Below are 20,619 nucleotides of genomic sequence, written 5' to 3'. Positions count from 1 at the left end.
TCAGGGGACCCGGATCACGTGGCGCTCGACGCGGCCGTTCGTCGCGCGGTCGAGGCTGATGATGAGCGGCGCGGCGTCCTCGTGGGCGAGGAACCGCACGGCCTCCTCGGCGGTCTGGATCGGCTGGTCGTTGATCGCCGAGATGACGTCGTCGACCCGGCAGAGGGGCGCGAACGGGCTCTCGGCCTCGACGGCCACCACCAGGGCCCCGCGGGACGATTTGGGCAGGCCGTGGCCGACGGCCAGGTCGCCGTCGAGGCTCATTAGCTCCAGCCCCAGCGCCAGGCTCGTGGGCCCGACCGGGCGGTCCTTGGACCGGCCCTGGCGGGCGGCCTCGGTCCGATCGACGGGCGGCCCCAGCGTGCGCTCGCGATCGGCGACGGTGACCTGCAGTTTCGCCTCCCGGCCGTCGCGCCAGACGACCAGGTCGGCGGGCTGGCCGATCGGCGACATGGAGACGGCGTTGATCAGGTGATTCAGGTCAAGGATCGCGGCCCCGCCGAACTGGAGCACGACGTCACCGTCGCGGACGCCCGCCCGCGACGCCGGCGAGTCCGGGCTGACCCGTTCGATGAGGGCGCCTCGAGGCCGATCGAGCCCGCGTTCGACGGCCTTCTCGGGCCGGAAGTCGGGGTCGAGGACCACGCCGAGGCCGCCCCGGGCGACCCGGCCGTGGACGATCAGCTCGTTCATGATCCAGCGGGCGAGGTTGATCGGGATGCTGAAGCCGACCCCCTCGTTGCCGCCGTGGCTGCTGGCGATCGAGTTGTTGATGCCGACGACCTCGCCCAGCATGTTGACGAGCGGCCCGCCCGAGTTGCCGGGGTTGATCGCGGCGTCGGTCTGGAGGAAGTCCTGGTTCTCGACGTCCTGAAGCTCGTCCATATGGCGGCTGCGGGCGCTGATGATCCCCTGGCTGACCGAGTGGGTCAGGCCGAACGGGCTCCCCAGGGCCAGCACCCAACTGCCGATCTGGGCGGCGTCGCTGTCGCCCAATCGCGCCGCGGGAAGGTCGTCGCGGTCGAGCTTGAGCACGGCGATGTCCGCCATGACGTCGCTCCAGACCGTCTCGGGGATGATCGACCGACCGTCGTGGAGGAAGACCCGGATCCGGTTGCTCTTGCCGCCCTCGATGACGTGGTGATTCGTCAGCACGAAGAGGCCCGGGGCCTTGTCGCTGCGGACGATCACGCCCGAGCCGGTCTCCTCGAACTTGCGGACGCGCTGGCCCTCCTCGTGCCGGGTCGTCTTCTGGGTGACGATGTGGACGACCGTCGGCCGGACCGCCTGCGAGACCAGCTCGAACATGCGGTCGACGTGCTTGAAGCGGTCGTACTCGCGCACCAGCTCGTCGTAGACCTTGGCGTCGTTGGCCTCGACCAGGCCGACCTTTCGGACCGACGGATTCACCGGCCCGTCCAGCGCCGGAGCTGGCGCGCCGACCTGGGCCGAGAGGACCCCGCCCCCGCGGCCGATCTGGAACCCGACGCCGAGGCCCACGCCCAGCGAGCCCGCCACAAGCATGATCGAGGCCGACCGCATCTTCATAAACGGGCTCCAGGCCCAAAGTTCGGAGGTCGCTCGGGCTCCCGCAGTCGGGCGCATGAGGCAACCTTCGCCCCACCGGCACCGTCAATATACCCCCCGCCCCGACCCCAAGTCAAAAACTCGCGACCCGCCGCCGCCTGCACCGATGGCAGGCCGCGGTGTTGCTTTTTTTCGACCAATCATCCGCCGCACCTATTCCAGACTTATTTTATAGATATACAATGGATTGACTGGCGGACGACGAGGTCGCGGTCCGAAAAGAGAGAACGAGGGCGAAGGTCGCCTCGACGCCGGGGCGGGTCGAGTACCGCGACGAAGAGGGAAGCGAAGCGATGAGACGAGGTCGTTACGCCTGGATCGCGGCGACGGTGTCGACGCTGGCCGCCTGGGCCCTGTCCGTCGACCCGGCGTCCGCCGCTGATCGGCCGCCCAACATCCTCCTGATCGTCGCCGACGACCTCGGATGGGGCGACGTGGGCTTCAACGGCCGGACCGAGTGGGCGACCCCGCGTCTCGATCGGCTCGCCAGCGAAGGGGTCGTGCTCAAGCGTTGCTACGCCGCAGCGCCGATCTGCGCCCCCAGTCGCGGGGCCTTCCTCACCGGCAAGTACACGATCCACTCGGGCGTCGCCAGGAACAGCGACGACCTGCCGGCCGAGCAGACGACCATCGCCGAGGCCCTCAGGCCGTCGGGCTACGCCACCGGCCTGTTCGGCAAGTGGCACCACGGCCGCCCCCGGGCGGGCGCCAAAGATTTCGTCCACCCGCTCGACCAGGGCTTTGACGAGTTCTTCGGATACACCGACGCCACTGCGGCCTGGGAAAAATTTCCCAAGCAGCTGTGGAAAGCGCGTCAAAAAGTGCCCGTGGCGGGCTACGTCGACGACCTGTTCACAGACCAGGCGATCGATTTCCTGGATCGGCGCCGCGAGAAGCCGTTCTTCCTCTACGTCGCCTACGTCGCGACCCATTTCACGATCGCCGCGCCGGCCGACGAGGTCGAGAAGCACCGCGGGAAGCTCCCGGAGCCGAAGCCCGACCAGGCGCTCTCCGCGGCCTACGCCGGCATGGTCACGCGGCTCGACGCGAACGTCGGGCGGCTCGTCGACCGGATCGAGTCGCTGGGCCTGAGCAACGACACGCTGGTCGTCTTCGCGAGCGACAACGGCGCTACATTCGAGGCCGGCAATCTCGGCGTGAGCTCCGCGGTCGACAGCAATCGGCCGTTCCGGGGCCAGAAGCGGACGTTGTGGGAAGGTGGTATCCGGATCCCGGCCTTCGCCCGCTGGCCCGGACGGATCCCGGCCGGGGGCGTCTCGCAGGAGGTTACCGGCCTCATCGACCTGCTGCCCACGTTCGCCGCCGCGGCCGGAGCGGCCGTCGATCCTTCCTGGCGTGTGGACGGCCTGAACGTCCTGCCGGCCTGGCTGGGTCGCGGGGAGGTGCCGGGTCGCACGCTGTTCTGGGAATGGCGGGACGAAGGGGCCGAGCAGGTCGCCGCGATGCGGGGGGATTTCAAACTGGTCGTCACGCGGGGGGGGAAGCCCGAGTTATACCACGTCGCGAGCGACCCGGCGGAGCGCCGGGACGTCGCGGCCGAACACCCGGAGTTGGCCGGCGGGATCAAGAAGGATCTCGACGCGTGGCTCCGCACCGGGGGCGATTGAGATGGCCGCGTGTTGTTGTTGATTGACGGGTCGATTCCCACGGAAGGGCGGGTGACGTCGGGACTTCCATGATCGAGTGACGGGAACGGCGAGGGTACGATGATGACGCGGATCGGTACGAAGTGGCTGGCGGCGTGGCTCTTGATCCTGGGCTCCTCCTGGGGCCTGGCGGGCGAAGAACTCTCGCATCCCGGCGACATCGGCCGGTTGCAGGGCAAGTGGGAGGCCTGCGTGGGCCCCGCGCGGGACATCCGCGTGACGCTCGACGTCTCCGGCAAGAGGGTCGGGGTCGTGATCCAGACGGCGCAAGGGCTGAAGATCCAGGCGAAGGGCGAGATCCGGATCGACGAGTCGACGTCGCCCCGCAACGTGGACTGGGTCGGCTTCGCGGCCGGCGATTTCCAGTCCTTCCCCGACGTCCAAGGTGTCTACAAGATCGAGAACGACGCGTTCGTGATGTGCAACGGCGGCTTCAACGGGGCCCGGCCCGCCGACTTCACCCCGGGGGACGGACCGCTCGCCGACGTCGTGACCTTCCGCCGCCCCGAGCCGCCCAAGGTCGCCGACGCCGGCAAGCCCTGAGGCACGAAGCCTTCGCGGCGACCGAGGAGGGAGCCCTATGTCCGAGGTCGCCGCGATCGTCCTGTGCGGCGGGGAGAGCCGTCGCATGGGGAGGCCCAAGGCCGACCTCCTGTTCGGGACGGAGACGCTCCTCGCCCGCGTGACGCGCCTCCTCTCGGCGGTCGCCCGCCCCGTCGTCCTCGCGGCGGCCCCCGATCAGGTCTTGCCGCCGACTCCGACCTCGGTCCTTCTCGTACGCGACCTGGAGAGGGGCCGGGGACCGCTCCAGGGATTCGCGACGGGGCTCACGGCCGTCCCGCCCGCGATCGAGTTCGTCTATCTCGCGGCCGTCGACTCCCCCTTCTTCGAGCCGGCCTGGATGGACCTCCTCCTGAGCCGGATCGGCGACCACGACGCCGCCATGCCCCTGGTGGCGGGACGGCCGAACCCGGTCGCCGCACTTTACCGCGTGACGCCGACCCGGGTCGCCGTCGAGAGCCTGCTGGCCCAGGACGTCCGACGCCTCACCGCGCTCTCCACGGCCCTCCGCCGGCGGGAGGTTCCCGAGGTCGATCTGCGTGCGGTCGACGCCGACTTGCGGACGCTCGCCAACCTCAACACGCCCGAGGATTATCGGCGCGCCCTGGAAGGGCTCGACGAACGGTCCGAAGAGGGCCCTCGACGGCCCGTTTCGGGCCCCAATCCGAGGTCGCCTCGATCGCTTTAAGAGGTAATCATGAAATGCTTTAGGTTGGGCGCCGCGGGCCCTCCGCGGATTCCGCCAAAAGCATGGGATTTCGCTGGGACGATTTTGCCGGGCCGGGTATAATCAAGAATGGTTGGGGATGGATGCGTGCGCGATGTCGATGCCTTCCGGGATCGCTCGCCTACTCCCCCTGCCCTACCGCCCCCGGGCCGCCATCCGGCCCCTTTCGTCTCGGCCTAGAAAGTAAAATGAGGGCCGCCTTCACGTCCAGGCTCAGGAGATTGCAAGTTGGGCAAGAAATTGTACGTCGGGAACCTGACCTACGGGGTCGCCAACACCGACCTTGAGCAGCTCTTCTCCCAGTATGGGACGGTCCAGAGCGCTCAGGTTATCACCGACCGCGAAACCGGTCGAAGCAAGGGCTTCGGTTTCGTCGAGATGGACACGGACGCTGAGGCGCAAGAGGCCATCCGGGCCCTGCACGACCAGGAGCACAACGGGCGGCGGCTCACCGTCAATGAAGCCCGGCCTCGCGAACCCCGCTCGGGCGGCGGTGGCGGCGGTTATGGCGGCGGCGGCGGTGGCGGCGGCTACGGTGGGGGCGGCGGCGGCTCGCGTGGCGGTGGTGGTTACGGCGGCGGCGGCGGCCGCGGTCGTGGCGACTACGGCGGCGGCGGCCGTTATTGATCCCGTGATCCGACCCGAAGCGTTCGCACGTTCGACCTGAACCGACGCGGCCTTCCTGCAATCCCAGCCGGACTCGATCCGGAGCCTGCCGAACGCGGCGGCTCCGGGTTCGCCCTCTCGCCCGAGTCTCCCCCCAGGCCCCGGTCCATTCCGGCGTCTCCCGAGCCCATCAAACAACGCAAGCCGCCGAGGGAGGCCCCTTCGGCGGCTTGCATCATTTACGGGTCGTCGCGTCGCGATCGGCGTACGCCGATCGCGCCGGGATCAGCGGGCGGAGTCGCTGAAGTCCATTTCAAAGTCGCTGAGGTTGATCGGGGCGTCGCCCTCTTCATCCGCAGGCTTCGAGAAGACCTTGGCCCAGCGGTGGGTATCCGAATCCATGCCGCGGTCGCGACCCAGCCGCTCGTTCTCGCGCTGGCAGTCGATGCAGCTGTTCGTATACGGCAGGGCGTTGAGCCGGGGTTCCAGGATCTTGCCGCCGCAGAATTCGCAACGGCCGTAGACGCCGGCGGCGATCCGCTGGAGGGCGTGTTCGATCTGGCCCAGCTCGCGGCTCTCGATCTCGACCAGGCGAGAGCTGATTTCATCATTGGCCGAATCGACGGCGGCGTCGACGTTGTCGCCCACTCCGCCGGGATCGGAGAATTTGCGGAAGCCTTCCAGGTCGCCGGAGAGGGCCTTGCGGAGAGCGTCCCGTCGCGCGATCAACCGCGAGGTCAAGCGAAGCAGAGCGTCTTTGCGGGCCATCGTACACCTCCTGGTGTATTCCTGCTGGGATCACTGGGACTCGGACGCGGCGATCTACAGGTCCGCATGACCGAGGGACGCCAGCGAACGTATGATACGGCTCGGATGCGTAAGAAGATGATAGCTCACCACGGGACGCCGGCCGCCGGATTCGGCGGGGATCTTGGTCGCGTCGTTGGACCTGTAAGGCCGACGACCCTCGATCCCGCCTCTCGCTACTAGCATACGATGCGCCGTCGTCTGGAGCCGGTCCCCGTCGTTTTCCGATGCCGAGGGTATTACGTCCGGTTCTGCGAAAGGTTTGACGAATTCACTAGGATTTTGTTCCCGCTTTTCGGCGATCCGGGCGGAATCCCCCACCCCTGACCCGCAAGGGCGACGACGCGATTCAATAGGGCTGCGTCGCCCCTGGAATGAAGGGCTCCTCAGCTTTCTTGAAGAGGAGGGCGGAGGAGGCGGGAAAGCGTCGCTATTTTGGGGCCCAATCCCTCGAAATCAACCAAAAAAATCCCGCGGCCCGGATTTTATCGAGAATCAGCCCGCTTCCCCGACGGAAAGCTAGGACCAAATCCTACAGAGGCAAGAAAAAGTCCGACGCGACACGGGGGTTCGAGCTGCCGGGTACATAAATGAAATTCACGTAACGCTTCTGACGCGTCTCGATGTAGATCCACTGGAGGATGACGCGGCTCTTGGTGGCGACGGTCGTCTTACTGGAAGGCTCGACGCCCATGACGGCGCGGACTTCGGCGGGGGTCTTGTTGCGCAGGACCTGCTCGACGTCCGTCGGCGGGGCCGCCGCGGCCGTCGCCTCCGGGGCTTCGACGTCTTTGACCCAGTCTTCTCCCACGCGACGATAGCCACGGGCCTTGAACGCCTCGGTCACCATGGCGGAACCGGGGGCGATCTTCCAGGCGCGATCGAGGAGCTGGCGGCCGGCCTCGGGATCGTGGAGCAATTTCTCGTAATGGCCGGCGAGCACCACAGGGCCCTCGGCGTCGGTGTCGCTCAGGTGGTCGCGCTGGGACTTGAGCCAGTCGCGGTAGAGTTCGGCGGCGGCCCCGGGGTTCTTGGCGCGGTCGCTGAGCAGCCCGCCGATCGCCTCCACCTGGGCCAGCCGAAGTGCGGTAAGGTCCTTGCGAGCCTGGCTCTGGGCCTGGTCGATCAGCTTGACCGCGAGCTGGGGCCGATCGGGGACGAGTCGAGCGGCCTCGTCGACCACCTTCAGCGACGATTGCACATCTTGCGAGACCTGCAATTCGAGGAGCCGCTGGACGACGTCCGCCCAGAGTCGGCGGTCCAGCGGCTTCCGAACCTCAGCGGGGGCGGTTCGGTAGGCGGCGGCGGGATCCTGGTCGTACTTTTCCGCCCAGGATCCGAGATCGGCCTCGGCTGCGGCCGAATCGGCGGCCGCCGCGGGGAAGTAGGCCTCGATCTCCGACTTCAGCCCTTCGAGCGCCGTGGGCGTCGCGGCCGAGGCGAGCAGCGTGCGAAACGCGCGATGGGCGAGGGCCGACGTGTCGGCCTCGGCCACGCCGCGCTTGCGACCTTGCTGGGCGAGCGACAGCCATTCGCGGGGTGCGTCGACCGTGACGCGCTTCGCCTCGGCCTCGATCCGCAGCGCCTCGGTCTCGGCGGCCTTGGCCCGGAGGCCCAGGCTCTCGTCGCCGAAATCGCGCGCACGTTTCGACGCCCATCGCGCCCACTCCCGGCGTTGCTCGAAGTCGCGTGCGGGCAGGGCGGCGATCCCCTTGTCGAAGCGTTCCTGGTCCGACGGCTGCAGGCTCAGCGCGGTGGCGTCGACGTACAGCCTGGTCCCCTCGCGGGTCAAACGGCCCTGAACGATGACCGCCGGGTTGCGGGGCGGCGACTCGGGCCGCAGGGCGGCGGGCAGCCGGAAGGCGAGCGGCGTCCGCTTCACGTAGAGCTCGTCGTAACCGACGCGGGGATGGTTCTGGAAGAACCGAACGCGGTCGTCGACGACGATGAGCTTCCCCACGAGGTCCTCGCGACGCGTCAGGTCCGCGGGCTCGACGGCCGTGGCGGTCTCCTGCTGGGCGGAGGCCGACGGCCCCAGCGCCGAGATTGCGACGATCGCCATCGCCGCGAGCAGTCCGACGGGGGGACGGGTTCGACCGAGTGCCGTCGGGGTCATTTCTCGCCTCCCGCTTCGACCGGCGCGGCGGACTCGTCCGCCTCGGGCCAGCCCAGGGCCTGGAGCGCCTTGTGGAACTGGACGAACAGGCCGCTCTTGGGTTCGAGCCGGACGACCCAGGCGTTGCTCCCCGAGTCGAACTCGACCGCGGCGAGGCGGGCCCCGAAAACGACGTGGTCGCCGACCTTGGGCTGGGCCAGCTCGAACAGTTCGAAGTCCTGGAAATCGACCCGCGCCGACCGCTCGGGCCGCGCGCCTCCCGCCCGGAAGCTGCCGGCGTCCTCGGTGGGCAGGACGACGTAATCGATCTCGTAGCGCTTCTCGGCGGAGTCCGGCGCCGCCTTGATCCGTGTGTCGAAGAGGACGCCCCGGCCCCGGTACTGGTCGTCGAACTGCGTCGCCCACTTCTTGGGATCCGACCGCGCCGCCTGGTCGAGCAACTCCTCGAGCCCGGCCGTCGCCAGGTTGACGTAGAGCCCGGCCTCGTCCGCGGCCTGGCGGATCCGGTCGGCCCCCTCGACCTCGCCGCCGAGCGAGTCGACGGCCTGCTTCGCCGGGGCCAGGATCTGGTAGGCGCGATCGAAGTCGCCGGCCTCCAGGGCCGGTATGCCCTCCACGCGGCCCAGCTCGGCGACCCGCGGAAGCTCCTGACGGCGGGTCCGCCAGACGCGCAGGGAGACGGTCCCGATGACGACCATCGCGACGAGTGCGAAGACCCAGACGGGCTTCCACCCGGACCGGCGGCGACTCCGCGTCTCGATCGCGACGACCGGCTGGCGCACGTCGGCCCGGCGGCCGCCCCCTCGCGGCGTGGTCTCTCTCTCACGCTCGACCGGGGCGGCGTCGCGGCCCGGCGGCCGCCCCTTCGCGGGCCGACGCGGTGCGGGCGCCGGGCCGGCCGGCCGCTCTGTCGTGCGGGACGGCGCGACGTCGTCCTCCCACGAGATCTCGGCGTCGGGGTGGGGGATCGAGTCGGCCATCTCCACGGTGGCCTCGCCGGGGTCGTGGAGTTCGATCGGGCCTTCCTCGACCACGCGGGCGACGCCCGTCGGCTCGACGGAACGCCGGCCGCTCGCGACGTCCACACGCGGGCCGGGGTCCGGCAGCGGGCTGATCGGGAGGACGAAGACCCCCTCGCCGCAGGCCGGGCAGCGCAGCGCCTGATACCCTTCGGTCCGCTGACCCCGAACGCGGTGGCCCAGGGGGCACACCACGTTGTAGTACTGGACGTCGGCCTCCGGAGGCGTCGCAAGGCCCTTGATCAAGTTCTTCGCTCGGCCGAAGAGCCCCAAACACCACCTCTTCCCGGCCGGAGCCAGCCCCGCCCGATCTCTCGACGACGACGACGGCGGCGTCCGACACATGACGACCGTAAGACAGGCGCTGTCCGAATTATGGAGATCGACGATCTCCAGGTCAACGCTCCGGTCGCGCGAGGCGGGCGAGCCGACGGTTTCCCCTCGGACGCGGCCCGGGGAGGGGTCCGCGGCCGACTCATGGGGTGGAAGAGATGGAGGAGAAGTTCAGGCTCCTTCGTCGGCGATCCCGGTGGACGAATCGTCGCCGACGTTCGACGCCCCGCAGTCCCGCAGCCCCTTGGTCACGACGTCGAAGAAGGGGTCCGGGCACGGCTCGTAGAAGCGGAGTCGGGACAGATAATCGCCGTCCCCCGTCGCCGAGACCCGCAGCACCTCCGCGCAGACGCAGCCGTCGTATTCGGGGCTCGCGAGCCGGAGCCACACGTCGTCGGATTCCACGAACGGCTCGGTCGTCAGGAGTCGGACGCCCCCGCGGCTGATGTTCTCGACCCGCGCGGCCACCGTGGCGAACTCCCGCAGCGAACTCCAGCGGCCCACCCAGATCCGGTAATCCACGGCCGGCAACCTCGGCTCCTGCCGACGCTCCAGCGAGATGTGGGGGCCTCCCCCCCTCCTGGACCGGCCAACGATCTCCTCGATCGGCTTTTTCTGCGTGGACATGCCATCCTCCGGACTATCGGCCCGATTGTGGGGCGGGACGGGACGCGTCCGCGACCTCCATCGGAAGCGTAGTCCGCATACCTGCGATCGTCCCTCGCGATGCCGAAAATGGACGATCGCGCCGCCGGGACTCGACCCGGCCGCGATGAAAGGCCCGCGGAAATCCCCCGCGGTCAGGCGCGGAGGATTTCCATCGAGGACCGCAGGTCGCGATCGACGCCGAAGAGGCGGTCGAGATTCGACGTCCGGAAGACCTGCTGGAGGACGGGCGAAAGTTCGCAGAGGCGGAGCTTGCCGTGCGAGCCGTCGATCCGCCGCTGGAGGAGGATGAGCTTGCTCAGCAGGGTGCTGGAGATGAGGCCGACCTCGCTGAAGTCGAGGACCAGCCGGATCGGCTTGCCGTCGTTGGGCAGCTTGGCGGCGATCTGGTCGGCGACCTCGCGCACGGTGCGCTCGTCGAACAGCTGACGGTCCTGGAAGCGGACGACCTTGACCCCGTCGACCTCCGTGATGTTGATCCGGTCTGCTGGGGGCATGTTACAGATCCTGGTTAGATCACTCGGGTTCCGAGGCGGATCGGTTGCGGCGGAGGCGACTCAGGCGATCCGAGGCGGGGCCGAGGGTACGCATGGGCTTGGGCTCCGCCTCCGAGGCATCCGCAGGCTTCGCGGCGCCCCCGGACTCGCTCCGGGCCACCGCGGCGATCGCGGCCTCGCGATCGGGCGTGAACTCGAAGAGCCTGTCGAGCTTGCTGGCGCGGAAGACCTCGGCGACGGTGGGATCGACGTGGCAGAACACCACGCGGCCACCATTCTGCCTGGCGGTCCGTTGCAGTGCCACGAAATTCCCGAGCGCGGACGATCCCGCGAACCCGACGCCGCCCAGGTCGATGATCACGCTGGGCTTGCCCTTGGCCCGGATGTGCTCGTCGTAGCGATTCCGCAGGTCCAGGGTGGGCGCCGGGTCGAGCCGGAGGCAGTCCCAGAATTCGGCGAGAATGTGCCCGTCGGCGTCGTGGATCTGCACGGAAGGTTTCATGATCAATCGGTCGCCTGGGCCACGCGAGGACGAGGATGGCCGGTCCACGCGGGGACCGGGCGACGCTCATGATCGCGACGAAGTGTTTCGAGACCGATCCGCACGATCGGATGCGAGCGACTCCCATGAGGTTCGCCAGGAAATCGCGGAGGGTCGACTTCGAGGTCATCGTAGCATCGCGTGAACCGGGCCACCAGGGATGAGTCCCAGTCCCTTCGGTTCGAAGGATCCGAAAGATCGGCGCAGTCGGAACATGCGTGGATCGGCGGTCTGAAATGGCCTCCCGGTGGTCGTCGCCGCGGCCGATCTCCCCTCGTAGGCGCGCCCGTCGGGATGCATCGTCGAGGCTTGCGTTCGTACTCGGACCTCGTCGACTCCGCCTCACGTTGCGCCGGCCGCCGGGGTACAATGAGGGCGTCCGCCGGGAGGCGATCGGGGACGGGCCTTCGGATCGGAGTCGAACGCCCGGGCCGCAATCGAAGTCGACCCCGCCCCGGGTCGACGCGCCGGCGTCGCAACCTACTCGGAGCCGCTCAGATGCGTTCGATGAGACTCAACGCGTTCCTGGTCCTGGTCGCGACGGCCTGCCCGGCGGCCCTGGGCCAGAATTACGACTGGCTCAACGCGGCCCTGCCCGAGCGGGCCTACGACTTCGGCGTCGTCGCGCGGGGCTCGCAGCTCCGGCACGCCTTCCCGGTCGTCAATCGGGGCGATCAGGAGATCCGCATCCTGGAATGGCGGACGAAGTGCGGCTGCACCGACGTCAAGGTGGGCGCGAAGGTGATCCCCCCGGGCACGCAGACGACCGTCGAGGTCACCGTCGACACGACGCGATTCCTCGGCCACAAGCCGTCGGGCCTCACCCTGATCTTCGAAACGCCGTCGTACGTCCAGGTCGACCTGAACACCTCGTGCTTCATCCGCGGCGACATCGTGACGACCCCCGGCCAGCTCGACTTCGGGATCGTCCGCCGCTCCGACAAGGCCGCCTCCGCCGCCCTGACGCTGACCTACGCCGGCGGCCGCGCCGACTGGGCGGTCACGTCGATGGGCACCCAGTCCGACAAGATCAAGGCCGAGTGTCGCGAGACCGGCCGGTCCGCGGACGGCCAGATCGTCTTCGCGCTGTCGGCGACCCTCAGCCCCAGCGTCCCCAACGGCTACTTCAAGGACGAGGTCACCGTCGAGACCAACGACGGCCAGAAGATCCCGATCTCCGTCGTGGCCAACGTCCAGGGCGCGGTGGCGCTGACCCCGTCGATCATCAACTTCGGCCAGATCAAGCCCGGCCAGAGCGTGACCAAGACGGTCCTCGTGCGTTCCGACAAGCCGTTCAGCATCACCAACCTGACGACCACCAAGGACGACCTCCAGACCGAAGACCAGGCCAAGGGGTCGCAGCCCGTCCACCAGGTCAAGCTCACGCTCAAGGCGCCCGAGCAGGCGGGGGCCTTCCACTCGCTCATGACCGTCAAGACGGACATCCCGGACGAGCCCGAGGCCGTGCTGAAGACGTTCGCCACGGTCGGTCCATGACCTCGGATCCGCTCGCGCTCGTCCTCGCCGACGCCAACTGGTTCACGACCGAAAACCTGTTCCGAGATCTGAGCGAGCCCGACGTCTCGCTGCTCGCCCTGCGCTGCATGGACTACCGCAACGGCTGGCGGAAGGGGATCCGCCCCTGGTCGGCCTCGTGCCGCGTGCGTCGAGCCGGCGAGCGTCTGTGGACCCAGGACCTTCTCTTGCCGCCTGGTTGGATGAAGCGGTTCCCGAAGGTCGGCATGTGGCCGATCGCCCGCACCGCACGCCGATTCTGGGCACGCCGGGGACGCCTCGCCCGGCGAGGCCTCATCGCCACCTATCCCCATTATCGGCACCTGGCCGACATCACCCGGCCAGACGCCACGCTCTATTACAACCTCGACGACTACACGCTCTACTGGCCCGATCGAGCCGACGAGCTTCGACGCCTCGAACATGAATTGATCGAGCGCTCCGCCTCGACGGTCTGCGTCGCACTCGCGCAGGCCGAGGCCTTCCGAAGCGCAGTCCCGAGCGCCGCGGCTCGGATCCACCACATCCCCCACGGCACTCCGGCGGGTTTCCTCGCGCCCGAGCCTCGCGACCGGCCGGGGCCGCCTCCGGATGACGTCGCGAAGCTGCCCAGGCCGCTTCTGGGATACGTCGGCTCGCTGGAGGATCGGCTCGACTGGCCGCTGATGGAGGCGATCTCGCGGGAGTTTTCAAAGGGCTCGATCGTCGTCGCGGGCCGCCCGCCGGGTCCGGGCGACGAGCCCTGGCGGCAGGCCTGCCGTCGCGTGCTCGAACGTCCCAATGTTCATGTGCTCGGCTGGCGACGTCAGGACGAGCTTCCCGCCTATTACCAGACGTTCGACGTGAACCTCATCCCCTACCTCGTCGACCACCCCTTCAACCGGGCCTGTTCGCCCACGAAGATCATGGACGGCATGGGAGCGACGCGCCCCATGGTATCGACGGCCGTCCCCGAGTGCCGGCTCCACGGGCGCCTCTTCGACGTGGCCGAGACGAGCGAGGCATTCGTCGAAGCCGTCGGCCGGATCGTCGAGTCGGGATCGGACGACGGCCGAGCCGGGCTGCGGTTCGAGCACGCCGCCGCGAACACCTGCGCCGCGGTCGCCTCGCGCGTGATCGCGACGCTGCGCTCGACGGCCTGAGGCGTGCGTCGCCCCCGTCCCTCCGCGAGGGAACCCGGTGGCGTCGCAAGGCTCGCGCCGCTAGAGTCGTTTCCGAGATCCCTGCCGACAGCCTGCAGCCGGTGAGAACGTCCACGACCGAAGGAGGACCTCGATGAGCTTTGGCCTGCGCGTGCGCCTGTCGATCATGATGTTCCTGCAGTATTTCGTCTGGGGCATCTGGCTCCCCATGCTCGCCCAGCGCCTGGGGAACAACGACCTGAAGCTCACCGGCGGCGAAATCGGCTGGATCTTCACCGTCTACGGGTTCGGCTCGATCATCGGCCCGCTGATCATGGGGCAGCTCGCGGACCGCTACTTCGCGACCGAGCGGGTCATGGCCTTCGCGCACTTCTTCGGCGGGCTGCTGCTGATCGCCGCGGCCTACGCAACGACGTTCTGGCCGATCTTTTTGCTGCTGCTGGCGTACTGCAACCTGTACATGCCCACGATGGCCCTCTCCAACTCGCTCTCGTTCCGCAGCCTGGGCGAGGCCAACCAGTCGTATTTCCCGTCGATCCGCGTCTGGGGGACGATCGGCTGGATCGCCGCCGGCCTCTTCTTCGCCGCCTATCTCGACTACAACAACCTCGCCTTCTACCAGTCGATCTTCGACCTGCTGAACCTGCACGGGCTCTTCGAGAGTTTCCTTTCGTTCTGGCGGGCCTCGATCGTCCCCCTCATGCAAGCGCTCTTCGCGCTACCGGGCGTCGGCGAGCCGAGCTTCAAGGATTGCCTCCGCGTCTCGGGGTTCTTCTCGATCCTCTACGCCGCCTACTGCCTCACGCTGCCGCACACGCCGCCGACCCCGGCCCTGGATACCGACCCGATCGACAAGAAATCGGCCGTCCTCGAATGCCTGGAGCTGATGCGGTTCCGCTCGTTCGCCGTCCTGGTGGTCGTCGCTTCGCTCGTGGGGATCATGCTGGCCTTCTATTTCGCCTGCGAGAATTACTTCCTGGAAGCGGTCGGCATCAACCCGACTCAGACCGGGGCGTTCATGACGATCTCGCAATTCGCCGAGGCCGTGGTGGTCCTCTTCATCCCCTGGTCGGTCGCCAGGCTCGGCTTCAAGACGACGATGCTGATCGGCATGGCGGCCTGGGCGATCCGCTTCGGCCTCTCGGCGATCGGGTACCCGGTCTGGCTGATGGTCGGGACGCTGATGCTCCACGGCTTCGCGTTCGGCTTCTTCTTCATCGTCGCCCAGATGTTCGTCGACCGCGCCGCGAGCCGGGATATCAAGGCGTCGGCCCAATCGCTCCTGATCTTCGTGATCTACGGGCTCGGCACGGTGGTCGGCAGCGCGGTGGCCGGCTACGTGCTGGACTACTTCTCGACCACGGTGAACGACGTCGTCCGGCGCGACTGGCGGGCCATCTGGCTCTGCCCGTTCGCCCTGACCTTGATCTGCATGGGCCTCTTCGCCCTGCTGTTCAAGGAGCAGCAGATCGGCGAGATCCGCGAGGACGCCGAGTCGCACTCGGAGCCCAGCGTCGCCGCCCATTGATCGGCCGCGACCGTTAGACCGTTCGACCGCAGCCCAACCACGGCGGGGGCCGTCATCGCGACGGCCCCCGCCGTCGCGTTTTGCGGCGTCGCCGATGCGGCGGCTTTGCGATAAGCTGGGATTACCGGCCGCTTAACGCGGCGGATCCCGCCGGCCCGAGAGGAGTCGAATCATCGTGCGGCGTCGCCTCCCCATCCTCTGCGGGCTCCTCTTCGTCCTCCTCGGCGCGAGCGTTTCGGCCCGCGCGCAAACTCCGGAGACGGATGACGAGACGGCGAACCACCTGGCCGCCATGAAGCAGCGGCTGGACGACCCGACGATCGATCTCGACGTCCGCGAGGACCTGGCCCTCGAGACGGCGGGGACCCTGGATCGGGCCGCACGGGCCGAGTCGAAGCTGGATTCGAAGCTCGCGCGCTGGAACGCCGCGGTCGACCTGCTCGACGACTTCGGCCGCAAGAATCCCGAGCAGGCCCGCCGCCGCGACGCCAGCCTCCAGGCGGCGGTCTACCGCTGGGCCGAGGCTCGCGCCTGGCACGACCAGCGCGACCTCTTCCCGGCCCAGGTCCGATCGTCGTCCGAGGAAGCCAGCGCGCTCGACGACGCGATCGCTCGCCTGCGTCTGATCGTCGGCGGCGAGCCCGGCGCGCTGACGGACAACGTCCGGTTCCGGCTGGCCTGGGCGCTGACCGACCGGGCCGATCTGGAGGACGCCGGTTCGCCGACGACCCCGCTGCGGCGGCAGGAGGCCCTCGAGCTCCTGAAACAGCCGCCGAGCGAGCCGAGCCTGGCGGGCTTCCACGCCCTGCTCAAGGCCGAGCTGCTGCGCGAGGAGGGCCAGCTCGACGAGGCCGCCGGCCAGATCGCGGTCGCCGCGAAGGCCGCGTCACCGCCGCCCGACTCCGAGATCCTCGACGTCCTCATCCCCATCCTCGTCGCCCGAAAGGGGTTCGCCGAGGCCCGGAAGACGATCGACGCGATGCGGATTCCCGATCCCTTGAAGGCCCTGCACCGGGTTCGCATCGATCTGGCCGAATGGAAGGCCGCCGAGCCCGGCCCGGCCGGGAGCGGTCGTCGTCGCGAGCTGGAGGCCGACGCGCTCAAGCAGGTTCAGTCGCTGCGAGCCGCCAGGGCCCCCGAGACGCGGGTCGCGCTCGCCGAGCTGGCGCGACAGGGGGCCGTCTTCGAGCCGGACGCCGCCCCCGCGTTCTGGGACGCCGTCGCCGAGGGTTACGAGGTCCTGGGCGACGCCGCGTCCGCCGCGGCGATGAGCGAGAAGGCCGCCGCGCGAGCCGAGCGCGACGGACGACACGTGGAGTCCGCCGCATCGCGACTGCGAGCGGGCGGGTTCCTCTTCCAGGCCGGCAAGTACGCCGAAGCCGCCAGCCTTCTCGAAAAGGTCGTCGCCGATCGCGACGCCGGCGCATCGAGGCCCCGGGCGAGCCTGCTCCAGTCCCTGGCGCGGGGCCGCGCGTCGGCCGCGGGCGGGTCGATGGACCTCTACGAGAAGGCCCTCCAGCGTCATCTCCAGGAATTCCCCGACGACCCGACGGCCGTCGAAGCGCGATGGATGCTGGGGGGGCTGGAACAGTCGCGAGGCCGCCGCGAGCAGGCCCTGGCCCTCTGGAAAGCCGTCCCAATCGAGTCCCCACGCTGGGGGCAGGCTCGCACCGCGGCAGCCGAGGCCTTCCGGCACGCCCTCGAAGATCGGGTCGCGGCCGAGGAGCGAGATGGGCTCGAAGGCGAGTACGTCCAGGCGAAGGCCTTCCTCGACGAGAGCCTGCAACTCGCGCGCGGACGGTCGGAATCGGACCGGGCCGACCTGCTCCTCTGCCAGGCCCGATTGAACCTCGTCCCGATCGTCGGCAAGCCGGCCCTCACGCGCGACGCGGCGGAGGAGTGCCTGGGCATGAACGTCACGCCGGCTCAGCGCTACCAGGCGAGGCTGGCCCGGATGGTCGCCTTCGCCGCCCTCGGCCGCTACGTCGAGGCCGAGCGCGAGGCCCAGCAGCACCCGACCTGGGCCGAACCCGAGGGTCGCGCCGCGTTCCTCGACGCAGTCCGCCAGATCGACCTGGCGGCGGCCGCCGCCGACACCGACCTGCTGCAACGGCGGCTCGGCCTCGTCGCCCGCCTGCTGATCGGCCCCCTGCTCCAGGACGCCTCGTTGCCGGACGAGCTGCGAAACGAGCTGACCTTCCGGATGGCCCGCGCCCTGCTCTTCCAGGGCGACGCCCGGACCGCGCAGGCGACGCTCCAGAACTGGTCGCCGTCGACCGGGAAGGCCGACGACCGGTTTCTCAAGGACCTGGCCGACGCCTACTTCCGGCTCGAGGCCAACGAGCTTGCAATCGACGTCGAACGGCTCCGGATCAAGAAGCTGAAGTCCGGCTCGCACGCCTGGTTCGACGCCCGATACGGCCTGGCCCTGGCGTACTACCGGCTCGGCCGCAAGCAGGATACGCTCCAGCTCATCGAGGGGACCGCGATCCTCCACCCCGAGCTGGGCGGGGGCCGGGTCAAGGAGAAATTCATCCGGCTGCGTCAACGCCTCGGCTCGGCCCCGTGAGCCCGAACGCCCCTCGCAGGGCCCCCGCCACCTCGTCGACCGCCCTCCGGCCCTCGGCGAAGAACGGATAACGGCGCAGGAATCCGTGGATCATCCCCGGGTAGCGCGAGAGCCTGACGGGCGTGCCGGCGGCGTCCAGCCTCGCGGCGTAACGCTCGCCCTCGTCGCGCAGCACGTCGTACCCCGCCGTGATCACGAGCGCCGGCGGCAGGTTGGAAAAGTCGGCCGCGCGAAGCGGCGAGGCGTAGGGGTTCAGGCGGTCCTTCAAGGCGGGGACGTACTGGTCCCAGTACCACATCATCTCCGAACGCGTCAGGAAATGGCCCACCGCGAAGCGGCGATACGATTCCGTCTCGTAGTCGCAATCGAGCACGGGGTAGGCCAGCGCCTGGAACGCCGGAGCGGGACCGCCACGGTCGCGCGCCATGAGAGCCGCCGCGGCCGCGAGGTTTCCCCCCGCGCTGTCGCCGCAGACCGCGACCCGCGTGGGGTCGCCGCCGACTTCCGCGGCCTGGGCGGCGAACCAGGCAAATGCGGCGTAAGCGTCCTCCACAGCGGCCGGAAAGGGATGCTCGGGGGCCAGACGATAGCCCACCGAGACGACGACGGCCCCCGAGGCGTTCGCCAGGGCCCGGCACAGCCCCTCGTGAGAGGCGAGGTCGCCGACGACCCAGCCGCCGCCGTGGAAGTAGACCACGACCGGCGACGGCCCGTCGCCCACGCCCGCCGGGATGACGACGCGGAGCGGGATGTCTCCGCCCGGGCCCGAGATTCGACGGTCCTCTACCCGTGAGACGCGCGGGGGACGGCCGAGGAAACGCGTCGACACGTCCATCTGCGTGCGGGCCTGCGCGACGCTCTGCTGGTCGATCGTCGGCAGGCCCGCGGCCGCCAGACGGTCCAGGAAATCCCGAGCCTGGGGGTCGACGGGCCCGGAGGGGGGATTTTCAAGCATGTTCATCCGATGCGGGATGATGGAGCCTGTAGGTCTTGTAGCCGCCTCCCAGATTGTACGCGTCGAGGCCGGCGTCACGCAGGATCAAAACGGCCATGTACCCACGCATGCCGACTTGACAATACGCGACGACGGGGCGGTCGCGCGGGATCTCGTCCAGGCGTTCGCGCAGCTCGTCGATCGGCACGTTCACCGCTCCCGGGATCGCCCCGGCCGCGAATTCCTGCGGCGTGCGCACGTCGATCAGCGCGGCCCGCTTCCCCAGCTCCCCTTCCCACTGGTCGACGTGGACCTGGGGGCAGAGCCCGTCCGCCGCGTTCGAGGCCACGAAGCCGGCCATGTTCACGGGGTCCTTCGCCGAGCCGAATTGCGGCGCGTAGGCCAGCTCGACCTCGGCCAGGTCCCGGATGGTCATCTCGGCCTGGATGGCCGCCGCCAGGACGTTGATCCGATTGGCGACCCCCTCCGAGCCCACCGCTTGGGCCCCGAGGACCTTTCCGGTGAGCGGGTCGGCGAGGAGCTTGATCGACAGGGGCTTCGCGCCCGGATAGTAGCCGGCGTGATGGTTCGCGTGGACGTACACCTTGAAGAAGGGCGTCCGATCGCGAACGAGGACCTTCTCCGTCAGCCCGGTCGTCGCCAGAGTATGGTCGAAGAAGCCGACGATCGCGGTGGACTGCGTGCCCCGGTATCGGCTCTCACGCCCGAAGATGTTGTCGGCCGCGATCCTCCCCTGGCGGTTCGCCGGACCGGCCAGGGGGACCTGAGTCCGCCCGCCGGTCAGGAAATCGCGGGTCTCCACGGCGTCGCCGACGGCGTAGATCGACGGGTCGCTCGTCTGCATCCCGTCGTCGACGCGGATCCCCCCGCGAGGACCGATCTCCAAGCCCGCCGCGACGGCCAGTTGGTTCTCGGGCCGGACACCCACGCCCAGCACGACGAGCCCCGCATCGAGCGTCCGGCCCGACTTCAGATTTAGCGTCAGGCCGTCGGCCGACTTGCGCATCGCCTCGACGGATTCCCGCAGCAACAGCGTCGCCCCGCGAGATCGGAGAGCCTCGGCGATGGGCGTCGTCATCTCGCGGTCGACGACGGGGATCACCTGATCCTGCAGCTCGACGATCGTCGTTCGCAGCTTACGCCTGAGGAAATTCTCGGCCAGCTCGACGCCGATGAAGCCCGCACCCACGATCACGGCGTGCTCGACGCCTCGGTCGACGAAATCCTTGATCCGATCGACGTCCTCAAGGTTGCGCAGGGTGAAGACGCCGGGCAGGTCGACCCCCTCGATGGGTGGCTTCCAGGGGGCCGCTCCCGGGGCCAGGACGAGAAAGTCGTAAGACTCGAGGTACTCGACGCCATCCCCTAGGTTTCGCGCCCTGACCTGTTTGGCTCGGCGATCGATGGCGACGATCTCGGTCCTGGTCCGGACGTCGATCCGATAGCGTTTGTTGAGCAGGCTCGGCTTCGTGACGAGCAGCTTCTCGCGCTCCTGGATCTCGCCGCCGATGTAATAGGGCAGGCCGCAGTTCGCGAACGAGACGTCGGGCCCGCGCTCGAACATGATGATCTCGGCCGATTCGGAGAGCCGCCTCGCCCTCGCCGCCGTCGAAGCCCCCCCGGCGACTCCGCCGACGATGACCACCTTCATCGTGATTCCTCCACGGCCGTCCACATCGCTCCTCGCCACCTACAGCGTGACGGGCGAGCGTTTTTCCTCGGAAGCCGTTGGGGAATGCTATACCCTGGCCCGCCCCAATTCCATCCCGAACCGCACGGCTCG

17 protein-coding genes are annotated in these 20,619 nt (G+C 69.0%); 8 read left to right on the top strand and 9 right to left on the bottom strand.

The features are described from left to right. Positions 1-1,548: a trypsin-like peptidase domain-containing protein gene (locus PZE19_RS04120; RefSeq protein WP_277859300.1), complete on the bottom strand. Its 1,548-nt coding sequence runs from the start codon at positions 1,546-1,548 to the stop codon at positions 1-3. Positions 1,549-1,880: 332 nt separating this feature from the next. Here PZE19_RS04120 and PZE19_RS04115 point away from each other — a divergent pair, with 332 nt between their 5' ends. The 4 genes from PZE19_RS04115 to rbp all read left to right on the top strand — a co-directional run bounded on the left by PZE19_RS04115 (position 1,881) and on the right by rbp (position 5,169). Next, complete coding sequence (locus tag PZE19_RS04115) at positions 1,881-3,215, top strand: sulfatase-like hydrolase/transferase (protein ID WP_277859299.1); 1,335 nt, start codon at positions 1,881-1,883, stop codon at positions 3,213-3,215. 99 nt (positions 3,216-3,314) lie between these two features. Continuing rightward, positions 3,315-3,797, top strand: a complete 483-nt coding sequence (locus tag PZE19_RS04110; RefSeq protein ID WP_277859298.1) for a hypothetical protein — start codon at positions 3,315-3,317, stop codon at positions 3,795-3,797. A 37-nt stretch (positions 3,798-3,834) separates the two neighbouring features. Further along, the gene (mobA, locus tag PZE19_RS04105; RefSeq protein ID WP_277859297.1) at positions 3,835-4,503 is read left to right on the top strand and encodes a molybdenum cofactor guanylyltransferase; all 669 of its coding nucleotides are present in this window, start codon (positions 3,835-3,837) and stop codon (positions 4,501-4,503) included. Positions 4,504-4,770: 267 nt separating this feature from the next. Next, positions 4,771-5,169 carry an RNA-binding regulator gene (gene rbp, locus PZE19_RS04100; RefSeq protein WP_277859296.1) on the top strand — a complete coding sequence of 133 codons (399 nt, stop codon included), beginning with the start codon at positions 4,771-4,773 and terminating at the stop codon, positions 5,167-5,169. A gap of 264 nt (positions 5,170-5,433) precedes the next feature. Here the strand turns inward: rbp and PZE19_RS04095 are convergent, their stop codons facing one another. From PZE19_RS04095 to PZE19_RS04070, 6 genes are all read right to left on the bottom strand, one after another. Further along, a complete protein-coding gene (locus tag PZE19_RS04095) occupies positions 5,434-5,916 on the bottom strand; it encodes a TraR/DksA family transcriptional regulator (protein WP_277859295.1) in 483 nt (160 codons plus the stop codon). A 571-nt stretch (positions 5,917-6,487) separates the two neighbouring features. Next, positions 6,488-8,017 carry a hypothetical protein gene (locus tag PZE19_RS04090; RefSeq protein ID WP_277859294.1) on the bottom strand — a complete coding sequence of 510 codons (1,530 nt, stop codon included), beginning with the start codon at positions 8,015-8,017 and terminating at the stop codon, positions 6,488-6,490. 50 nt (positions 8,018-8,067) lie between these two features. Next, positions 8,068-9,336 (bottom strand): TFIIB-type zinc ribbon-containing protein, encoded by a 1,269-nt coding sequence (locus PZE19_RS04085; protein ID WP_277859293.1) that lies wholly within the window; start codon positions 9,334-9,336, stop codon positions 8,068-8,070. A gap of 258 nt (positions 9,337-9,594) precedes the next feature. Further along, positions 9,595-10,050, bottom strand: a complete 456-nt coding sequence (locus tag PZE19_RS04080; protein WP_277859292.1) for a PilZ domain-containing protein — start codon at positions 10,048-10,050, stop codon at positions 9,595-9,597. A gap of 173 nt (positions 10,051-10,223) precedes the next feature. Further along, positions 10,224-10,586 carry an STAS domain-containing protein gene (locus PZE19_RS04075; protein ID WP_277859291.1) on the bottom strand — a complete coding sequence of 121 codons (363 nt, stop codon included), beginning with the start codon at positions 10,584-10,586 and terminating at the stop codon, positions 10,224-10,226. A gap of 19 nt (positions 10,587-10,605) precedes the next feature. After that, a complete protein-coding gene (locus PZE19_RS04070; RefSeq protein WP_277859290.1) occupies positions 10,606-11,088 on the bottom strand; it encodes an STAS domain-containing protein in 483 nt (160 codons plus the stop codon). 537 nt (positions 11,089-11,625) lie between these two features. On the opposite strand from PZE19_RS04070, the gene PZE19_RS04065 reads away from it, so the two are divergent. The 4 genes from PZE19_RS04065 to PZE19_RS04050 all read left to right on the top strand — a co-directional run bounded on the left by PZE19_RS04065 (position 11,626) and on the right by PZE19_RS04050 (position 17,881). Continuing rightward, entirely contained in the window at positions 11,626-12,624 is a 999-nt protein-coding gene (locus tag PZE19_RS04065) for a DUF1573 domain-containing protein (RefSeq protein WP_277859289.1), read from the top strand. Beyond that, complete coding sequence (locus tag PZE19_RS04060) at positions 12,621-13,784, top strand: glycosyltransferase (protein WP_277859288.1); 1,164 nt, start codon at positions 12,621-12,623, stop codon at positions 13,782-13,784. Before PZE19_RS04065 ends, PZE19_RS04060 begins: the two co-directional genes overlap by 4 nt. Positions 13,785-13,917: 133 nt before the next feature. Beyond that, the gene (locus PZE19_RS04055; RefSeq protein ID WP_277859287.1) at positions 13,918-15,312 is read left to right on the top strand and encodes an MFS transporter; all 1,395 of its coding nucleotides are present in this window, start codon (positions 13,918-13,920) and stop codon (positions 15,310-15,312) included. 175 nt (positions 15,313-15,487) lie between these two features. Beyond that, positions 15,488-17,881, top strand: a complete 2,394-nt coding sequence (locus PZE19_RS04050; protein WP_277859286.1) for a hypothetical protein — start codon at positions 15,488-15,490, stop codon at positions 17,879-17,881. Here the strand turns inward: PZE19_RS04050 and lipP1 are convergent. Continuing rightward, on the bottom strand, positions 17,844-18,836 hold the full coding sequence (gene lipP1, locus PZE19_RS04045; RefSeq protein ID WP_277859285.1) for a LipP1 family hormone-sensitive lipase: 993 nt from the start codon (positions 18,834-18,836) through the stop codon (positions 17,844-17,846). The genes PZE19_RS04050 and lipP1 overlap by 38 nt on opposite strands. Next, complete coding sequence (locus tag PZE19_RS04040) at positions 18,829-20,487, bottom strand: FAD-dependent oxidoreductase (RefSeq protein ID WP_277859284.1); 1,659 nt, start codon at positions 20,485-20,487, stop codon at positions 18,829-18,831. Before PZE19_RS04040 ends, lipP1 begins: the two co-directional genes overlap by 8 nt. Positions 20,488-20,619: the final 132 nt, after the last annotated feature.

The sequence above is a fragment of the Paludisphaera mucosa genome, assembly GCF_029589435.1.
Taxonomy (GTDB): domain Bacteria; phylum Planctomycetota; class Planctomycetia; order Isosphaerales; family Isosphaeraceae; genus Paludisphaera; species Paludisphaera mucosa.
The sequence above is the reverse complement of the archived record's forward strand: the minus strand, read 5'-3'. Positions and strand labels throughout refer to the sequence as shown.

Bases quoted from the DNA above. Each gene is read 5' to 3' on its own strand.
- lipP1 (WP_277859285.1), bottom strand. From the start codon at position 18,836: ATGCTTGAAAATCCCCCCTCCGGGCCCGTCGACCCCCAGGCTCGGGAT.
- PZE19_RS04090 (WP_277859294.1), bottom strand. From the start codon at position 8,017: ATGGCGATCGTCGCAATCTCGGCGCTGGGGCCGTCGGCCTCCGCCCAG.
- PZE19_RS04080 (WP_277859292.1), bottom strand. From the start codon at position 10,050: ATGTCCACGCAGAAAAAGCCGATCGAGGAGATCGTTGGCCGGTCCAGG.
- PZE19_RS04110 (WP_277859298.1), top strand. From the start codon at position 3,315: ATGATGACGCGGATCGGTACGAAGTGGCTGGCGGCGTGGCTCTTGATC.
- PZE19_RS04060 (WP_277859288.1), top strand. From the start codon at position 12,621: ATGACCTCGGATCCGCTCGCGCTCGTCCTCGCCGACGCCAACTGGTTC.
- PZE19_RS04075 (WP_277859291.1), bottom strand. From the start codon at position 10,586: ATGCCCCCAGCAGACCGGATCAACATCACGGAGGTCGACGGGGTCAAG.
- PZE19_RS04055 (WP_277859287.1), top strand. From the start codon at position 13,918: ATGAGCTTTGGCCTGCGCGTGCGCCTGTCGATCATGATGTTCCTGCAG.
- mobA (WP_277859297.1), top strand. From the start codon at position 3,835: ATGTCCGAGGTCGCCGCGATCGTCCTGTGCGGCGGGGAGAGCCGTCGC.
- PZE19_RS04065 (WP_277859289.1), top strand. From the start codon at position 11,626: ATGCGTTCGATGAGACTCAACGCGTTCCTGGTCCTGGTCGCGACGGCC.
- PZE19_RS04070 (WP_277859290.1), bottom strand. From the start codon at position 11,088: ATGAAACCTTCCGTGCAGATCCACGACGCCGACGGGCACATTCTCGCC.
- PZE19_RS04095 (WP_277859295.1), bottom strand. From the start codon at position 5,916: ATGGCCCGCAAAGACGCTCTGCTTCGCTTGACCTCGCGGTTGATCGCG.
- PZE19_RS04120 (WP_277859300.1), bottom strand. From the start codon at position 1,548: ATGAAGATGCGGTCGGCCTCGATCATGCTTGTGGCGGGCTCGCTGGGC.
- PZE19_RS04115 (WP_277859299.1), top strand. From the start codon at position 1,881: ATGAGACGAGGTCGTTACGCCTGGATCGCGGCGACGGTGTCGACGCTG.
- PZE19_RS04040 (WP_277859284.1), bottom strand. From the start codon at position 20,487: ATGAAGGTGGTCATCGTCGGCGGAGTCGCCGGGGGGGCTTCGACGGCG.